Annotated in this window: 1 protein-coding gene; it reads left to right on the top strand. The window is 45.4% G+C overall.

The genetic code is table 11. The features are described from left to right. Window positions 1-78 precede the first annotated feature (78 nt). Window positions 79-460, top strand: a 382-nt coding sequence (locus LKK83_RS32050) for an IS607 family transposase (protein WP_442957359.1), incomplete at its 3' end; no start/stop codon positions are given.

Genomic DNA, 460 nt, shown 5'->3' with positions numbered 1-460 from the left:
TTTACTGGAAAATTCTAGATTATTCCGGAAATACCTCACGGCGTGTGGTAGAGTATTGAGTAGTGCAAAAAACACATTATGAGATATGCCACACCGAGGGAAGCTTCACAAGTCCTTCAGGTCTCAGAAAAAACACTCCGAAACTGGGACAGGGACGGAAAAATACGCACAATTAGAACTCCCGCTGGTCATCGACGATACGACATTGATTCCGTCATTAATCCAGGCGGCGACACAAGAATTAGAATCCTCTACGCCAGAGTCAGTTCGTATAAGCAAAGGTCAGACCTCGAACGACAAGCCGACTACTTGCAATCCTTGTTTGCAGACGGAAAACTCGTCAAAGAAATCGGATCGGGACTCAACTACAAACGAAAAGGGCTTTTATCCATTTTGGGACAAGTCCTGTCAGGAGATGTCAAAGAAATTGTGGTCTGCCACAAAGACCGACTCGTCAGGT

Source organism: Phormidium sp. CCY1219, from assembly GCF_035615515.1.
Taxonomy (GTDB): domain Bacteria; phylum Cyanobacteriota; class Cyanobacteriia; order Cyanobacteriales; family Laspinemataceae; genus CCY1219.
This window is presented reverse-complemented; position numbering and strand designations above follow the sequence as displayed.